This window comes from Planctomycetota bacterium, from assembly GCA_038746835.1.
GTDB lineage: Bacteria > Planctomycetota > Phycisphaerae > Tepidisphaerales > Tepidisphaeraceae > JBCDKH01.
Window position 1 is genome coordinate 1 of record JBCDKH010000222.1, and the last position, 5,457, is coordinate 5,457.

Consider the following 5,457-nt stretch of genomic DNA (forward strand, 5'->3'; position numbering starts at 1 on the left):
CACCACCGCGGCTGCCGCGTTGTCCATGGTCGAGGACAATCCCGGGCTGACCTTGATGTACGTCCGGTCCGGCAGCCGTCGACGCAGCTTCGCCACCGTCACGGTTGTCGCCAGCCCCGGATCGCCGTATCCACCGATGACCAAGACCGGAACGTCGTCGTTGACCGTTGCTGCTGGCACCGCGGCGTCACGCGTCGGCATGCCGGCACACCCGACAACCGAAAACAGACACAGCAGCAGCCATCGCACGCATCGACTCTAAATCTTCGTCGCGATCACGTCGAGGAAGGTCCGACCTTCTTCCCGATACTTGTTCTCGAAGTTCGTCTCGACGACCGGGTCCGTCCCACGCCGGCAGCGGTCGACACGCAGCGGGCCAGCCTTGAAGACAGTCTCGATCTGTTCCGCGTAGTCGGGATGGTCCGTCACAGCCCGAATCGTCCCGCCGTTGACCAGGCAGCGGCAGACGGTGTCGAGGAAGGGCGGCTGGATCAGGCGTCGCTTGTTGTGCCGGGCTTTGGGCCAGGGGTCTGGGAAGTAGACGTGGAACGCTGCGACGGAGGCATCGGCGATGTGGTCTCGCAGGAAAACGCTTGCATCGGCTCGGGCCATGCGAACGCGGTCGCCAAGTCCGTTTCGACGAAGCCGGTCACACGTCGAACGCCAGTAAAACCGGGCCCATTCGATGCCGAGGAAGTTGACGTCCGTCCGCCGGGCAGCCTCGCGGACAAGAAACGTCCCCTTGCCGCTACCGATCTCCACTTCGATCGGTAGGCCGTTGCCATACAGCGTGTTGAGGTCGATCGGCTTGCCCAGTCCATCCTCTGGCAGGGCGACAGGCTCGATGATCAGGTCGCTCTTGCTCGGCACCGGGCGGCACGTTAGCCCGACACTCGGAGCCCGCTGGAGCGCATCCAAGCCATCGCTGCGTTTTGCAGCATCGTCGGGCAGACTTGCCGAGCCGACGAGCGATTGGCGTCGTGGTCAAAGAGTCCACGTACGCACCTGATGCCGATCATCGGGCGAGATCAGCGAGATGGCTCCCGAGAAAACGCTTTCGAAGAACCGAAAAACCGCTTGACATTGCGATCTCGCCCGATCAAACTGCTCTGTCAGTGGATATGGTTCAGAAATCGTCCTCCCGAACCGGTGCGGCTGCCGACAAAGTGGGCAGCGAGGACTTCCTCCGTCAGCCGTTCCCGGCGCGCGGGGCCGTCGAGGCGCTTCAACGACGCGTCGTGCAGGACCTTCGCCGACGCATGCCGCCGCCGGGTTCGCCGTTCCCGACGGATGGCGAGGTCGTTCAGCGATCGGGTCTGAGTCGGTCGACCGTCCGACGGGCGTTCACGGAGCTCCAGCGCGAAGGCTGGCTCAGCCGAGAGGCCGGTCGAGGTACGTTCGTCGGCCCGCGTCTCGGTGTGCCGGATTCGGGAACGTCGACGATCTCTCCGGAAGGACAGCCGCTGCGTGCCGGGGCGACGCTCCGGATTGCCGTGGTGATGTTCGACATTTCGGCGCTGAACCGCGACTGGATCACGCCGACGATCCTGTCCGGCATCGACGAGCAGGCCGAGGAAATCGGCGCGGCCGTCGAGCTCCTGGGCCTGCGTGAAAAGGACACCGACTCGCTTGGAAGACGTCTCGAGCGCACTCGGCCCGACGTGCTGATCTCGCTCGCCGCCCAGCCGCGTGATGCGCTCTTGCTTCGCGACGCGATGCGGCTCGGCATTCCGACGCTCGTCGTCGGCACCGCTCACCAGTTCCTCGGCCTGCCAGCCGTTGTCGAAGACAACCTTCGCGCGTCGAAGCTCGCCGTTCGCACACTCGCCGAAGCCGGGCACGAGCGGATCGGTTTGGTGCTCAACCGCTGGCCCGGGGCCTGGGTGTTCCAACGCCACGAGGGCTTCGGCGAGGCGATGTCGGAGGCGGGGCTGGATCACCGCGTGCCAGGAACGTGCTGGATCGGAACGGCCGATCACCCGGGGCACCACGATCAGCGTCTGCACGCTGGCGGCGATCCGTTTCGCCAAGTCACTAGTGACGGCGACTCGGTCCCCGTCCGCAGTCCATTCGTCGGCGGGGCGGACAACGTCGCGCACTGGCTCGAGCGGTACAAGCCGACGGCCGTCGTCTGTGGCAGTTACAGCGCCATCGAAGCCGTCGGCGACGCAGCGAAGAAGATCGGCCTGTCGATCCCGCGCGATCTCTCAATCGTCGCGTTCGACCCGCACCCGATGGCCAAACAGTGGCTTGGCGTCAAGCCGACGCTCGTCAAGCTGCCCCTTCGCGAGCTAGGCCGCGAGGCCGCCCGCAAGGCCGGTCCGCTGTACGAAAAGGCGACGCTGCCCGACGTCACGCTCGTGCCGTTCAAGCTCTCGCCCGGCGACAGCGTCGCCCGGCACGTCTCTTCCATCGATTCACGGGCCACCACGCAAGGCCGGAAGCCACGCGTGTGACTTTGGCCCGACTTTCTCTCACCGACCCACCTTCGGAGGACTCAGGATGCAACTTCAACACCTTCTCGCGGCAACGCTCGTCGCCGCCGTCCCAACGGTCGCCTCGGCGGCCACGGTCACGACACCGTTCCTCGAGACGTTCGACGACGCGACGACCGACGTTTCGTTCGGCTACAACGACTTTGGCGCTGCATCGAGCGGCACTGGTGTCAACGGAACGGGGCCTGGTTGGACTGTGACGGGCGGACAGGCTGTCTTCTTCAACAACAGCGACTTCGGCGACGTTGGCGCGGCCGACGTCGTGACGGATACGGCTGGAGTCGTCTCGTTCAGCACCAGTGCCGACTTCGACGTCACGACGATCAACTTCAGCGGCACCAACACCGGCGTGTACGCGTTCGGCCAGAGTGGCCTCGACTTCAGCGAGAACTTCGTTGGCTTGTACGCGTTTGTCGACCTCAACGGTGGCTCCGGAAGCGACTACACGTTCCGACTGCTTCGAGGTGCCGGTGGCACCAACACGCCGCTCCAGCAGAGTGCCAGCTTTGATCTCACTGACGGCACACCCGACTTTTCGATCGACCTTGTCGGCATTGCAGACGGACTCGGCAACTTCGACATCACGGCCACCCTCACCCCTGACGGCAACACGCCAATTGTCTTGACCGACACCGTGACGGCCGGCGAACTACTGCAGGGCAACCGGTTTGGCGTTCGCGTGAATCCGACGTTCAACACGGCCGAGATCGGAATCGACAATCTCGCGGTCAACGTGGTGATTCCCGAGCCGACTTCGGCAATGGCACTCGGCGTGCTTGGCCTGCTCGGCCTGCGACGCCGCCGCTGATTTCCTCCGCGTCTTTGCAGTTGGAAACGGCTGCAAGGGCTTTTGACCCCGGACGATCTGACCAAGCCAATGAAGGCTCTGCTACCGATCCTCGCACTCTCAGCCGCAACGGCGTCGGCCGAGATTCCCATCGTCGAATCGTTTGACGATGCGGAGACGCCCCTCGGCTTCGAGTTCGTCGACATCAACGAAAAGGCGTCCGGCACCGGCTCGACCTTCGGCACCGGGCCGGGACTCAACATCGCCGACGGCAAGCTCGTTTTCTACGACAACACCAACTTCGGCGACGTCGGTGTCGCACGCATAGTGCTCGAGGGCTTCGGCCAGCTCGGCTTCGAGATGGAGGCCGCCTTCGACGTCGCCTCGATCAACTTCACCCAGAGCAAGCTCGGCCTGTTTGCACTCGCCCAAGGCCCCGCCAGCTACGACCAGAACTTCATCGGGCTCTACGCTTATGTCGAGGAACTCGACACCAGCGGCAACAGCTTCCGCTTCGTGCTCGGCACGGGCAAGGACGGCTCGTTCGAAGAGCTCGACGTCACGAACGAGTTCGACCTGACCGACGGCACGCCAGACTTCTCGATCAAGCTCACGGCCGAGCGTGACGGCGACGACGTCACCGTCATGGCCCGTCTGATCGAAAACGAGCAGGACATCGTCGCACCGCTCACCGCCGAGCTTGCCGCAGGCGATCTCCCGCCCGGCAATCAGTTCGGCATTCGGTTCAATCCCGGCTTCAACACCCTCGAGGTGGCCGTCGATGATCTCTACATCGGCCGGTCTCGCGAGGACTGACCCATCTGCGAAGGAGGAATCATGATTCCAAACGACGCTCAAAGCAGAAGGCAAACCCAACGGCACCGATCCGCGTTCACGCTCGTCGAGCTGCTGGTGGTCATCGGCATCATCGCGCTGCTGATCTCGATCCTGCTGCCGACGTTGAGTCGTGCGCGGGCCTCGGCATCCTCCGTTGCCTGCCTGTCGAATCTCCGGCAGATTGGCGTCGCGACGACCTTCTACACCGAGAGTAATAATGGGATCCTGCCCATTGGCGAAATCGGATACCCGGATGGCGACGGCGATGACTGGCCGATCCTGCTCAACGATGCCCTGGCATTCAACGGGGGCGGGACTGGCTTTGCCGGCGGTAACCAGACGACCGAGATTTTTCTCTGCCCATCGGCAGATGGCACGGGCAAGCAGAACACTCGTAATCACTACTCGTCACACCCGGCGCTCGTTCCGAACATGCGTTTCGGCACTGATCCGATGAAGGGGTTTGGAAGCGGAAATCCACAGCCCTACAAGATCGGCCCGATCAAAGACAGCTCCAACATCGCGACTTTCTGGGACAGCACGCAGAACCTCCACCCGGACGCGTTCCCAGTTCAGGGAAACGCCAGCTTCGTGAGCACCAACCTTCGTTGGGAGCGCGCAGATACTGGCACCGTCGGACGCTACGACGAGTGGTCGCGAAGTGTGAACCTCGGCTACTGGCAGCGAGTGTCCCCAGAGACTCTGGATTCGGTTGTCGAAGTCGCTGAGGGTGACGTTGCTGTTGCCGGCAACACGGGCGTCCCCTTCCGGATGCCGCGCATCCGTCACGGTGACAACGACCGGGTCAACTTCGTCTACCTGGATGGCCACGCCGCTTCGCTGGCGGCGCCGGAGGTCAAGCTTCGACAGTTTGCGGTGATGCCTCAGTAGCGGCCGCTTCGCCAACACCCGACACCATGAGCTTCGCCCTTACGCGACGCGCGGCACTCGTCTCGGGTGCCGCTCTCTTTTTCCCAGAGCTGTTGAAGCTTCGCAGCACAGCTCGCGGCTCGGCCCTGGAGTCGATAACCACCGGCCATTGGTCGCCAGTGCCGCTCATCTCTGGGGAGGCACGACAACAGCTCCGCGCACGAGGCCTGCCGGACCTCGGCGGTGAGGGCGGGCAGTGGATTCGCGACGTCGCTTTCGGTCCTGACGGCAAGACCGCCATCTGGGGTACCGACGTCGGCGGGCTGTACCGCTCGCTCGACGGCGGGATTACGTGGGAGCCGTGCAACGTCGGGTTCTTCCCACGCGGGACCAACAGCGTCGCCTTCGACCCGCGAGATGCCAATCGAATCATCGCCATCGGGGCCAACACGATCAGCTTCGATCGGC

General features: G+C 63.9%; 7 protein-coding genes. 5 read left to right on the forward strand and 2 right to left on the reverse strand.

Annotation, left to right across the window (positions count from 1 at the left end):
- Both AAGI46_15350 and AAGI46_15355 read right to left on the reverse strand, forming a co-directional pair.
- Window positions 1-249 (reverse strand): hypothetical protein (locus AAGI46_15350; protein MEM1013582.1); only part of this gene is annotated, 249 nt, incomplete at its 3' end.
- Window positions 250-258: 9 nt separating this feature from the next.
- Complete coding sequence (locus tag AAGI46_15355; GenBank protein ID MEM1013583.1) at window positions 259-870, reverse strand: tRNA (guanine(46)-N(7))-methyltransferase TrmB; 612 nt, start codon at window positions 868-870, stop codon at window positions 259-261.
- Between the two features lie 296 nt (window positions 871-1,166).
- On the opposite strand from AAGI46_15355, the gene AAGI46_15360 reads away from it, so the two are divergent.
- From AAGI46_15360 to AAGI46_15380, 5 genes are all read left to right on the forward strand, one after another.
- Window positions 1,167-2,456, forward strand: coding sequence for a LacI family DNA-binding transcriptional regulator (locus AAGI46_15360; GenBank protein ID MEM1013584.1), 1,290 nt, complete (start codon window positions 1,167-1,169; stop codon window positions 2,454-2,456).
- Between the two features lie 46 nt (window positions 2,457-2,502).
- Window positions 2,503-3,303 (forward strand): hypothetical protein, encoded by an 801-nt coding sequence (locus AAGI46_15365; GenBank protein ID MEM1013585.1) that lies wholly within the window; start codon window positions 2,503-2,505, stop codon window positions 3,301-3,303.
- Between the two features lie 69 nt (window positions 3,304-3,372).
- Window positions 3,373-4,098, forward strand: a complete 726-nt coding sequence (locus tag AAGI46_15370; protein MEM1013586.1) for a hypothetical protein — start codon at window positions 3,373-3,375, stop codon at window positions 4,096-4,098.
- Window positions 4,099-4,119: 21 nt separating this feature from the next.
- Entirely contained in the window at window positions 4,120-5,010 is an 891-nt protein-coding gene (locus AAGI46_15375) for a prepilin-type N-terminal cleavage/methylation domain-containing protein (protein MEM1013587.1), read from the forward strand.
- Window positions 5,011-5,036: 26 nt separating this feature from the next.
- The coding region (locus AAGI46_15380; protein ID MEM1013588.1) for a hypothetical protein at window positions 5,037-5,457 on the forward strand (421 nt) is incomplete at its 3' end.

Excerpts from the sequence above, each read along its gene's own strand:
- AAGI46_15365 (MEM1013585.1), top strand. The coding sequence starts at position 2,503 with ATGCAACTTCAACACCTTCTCGCGGCAACGCTCGTCGCCGCCGTCCCA.
- AAGI46_15370 (MEM1013586.1), top strand. The coding sequence starts at position 3,373 with ATGAAGGCTCTGCTACCGATCCTCGCACTCTCAGCCGCAACGGCGTCG.
- AAGI46_15375 (MEM1013587.1), top strand. The coding sequence starts at position 4,120 with ATGATTCCAAACGACGCTCAAAGCAGAAGGCAAACCCAACGGCACCGA.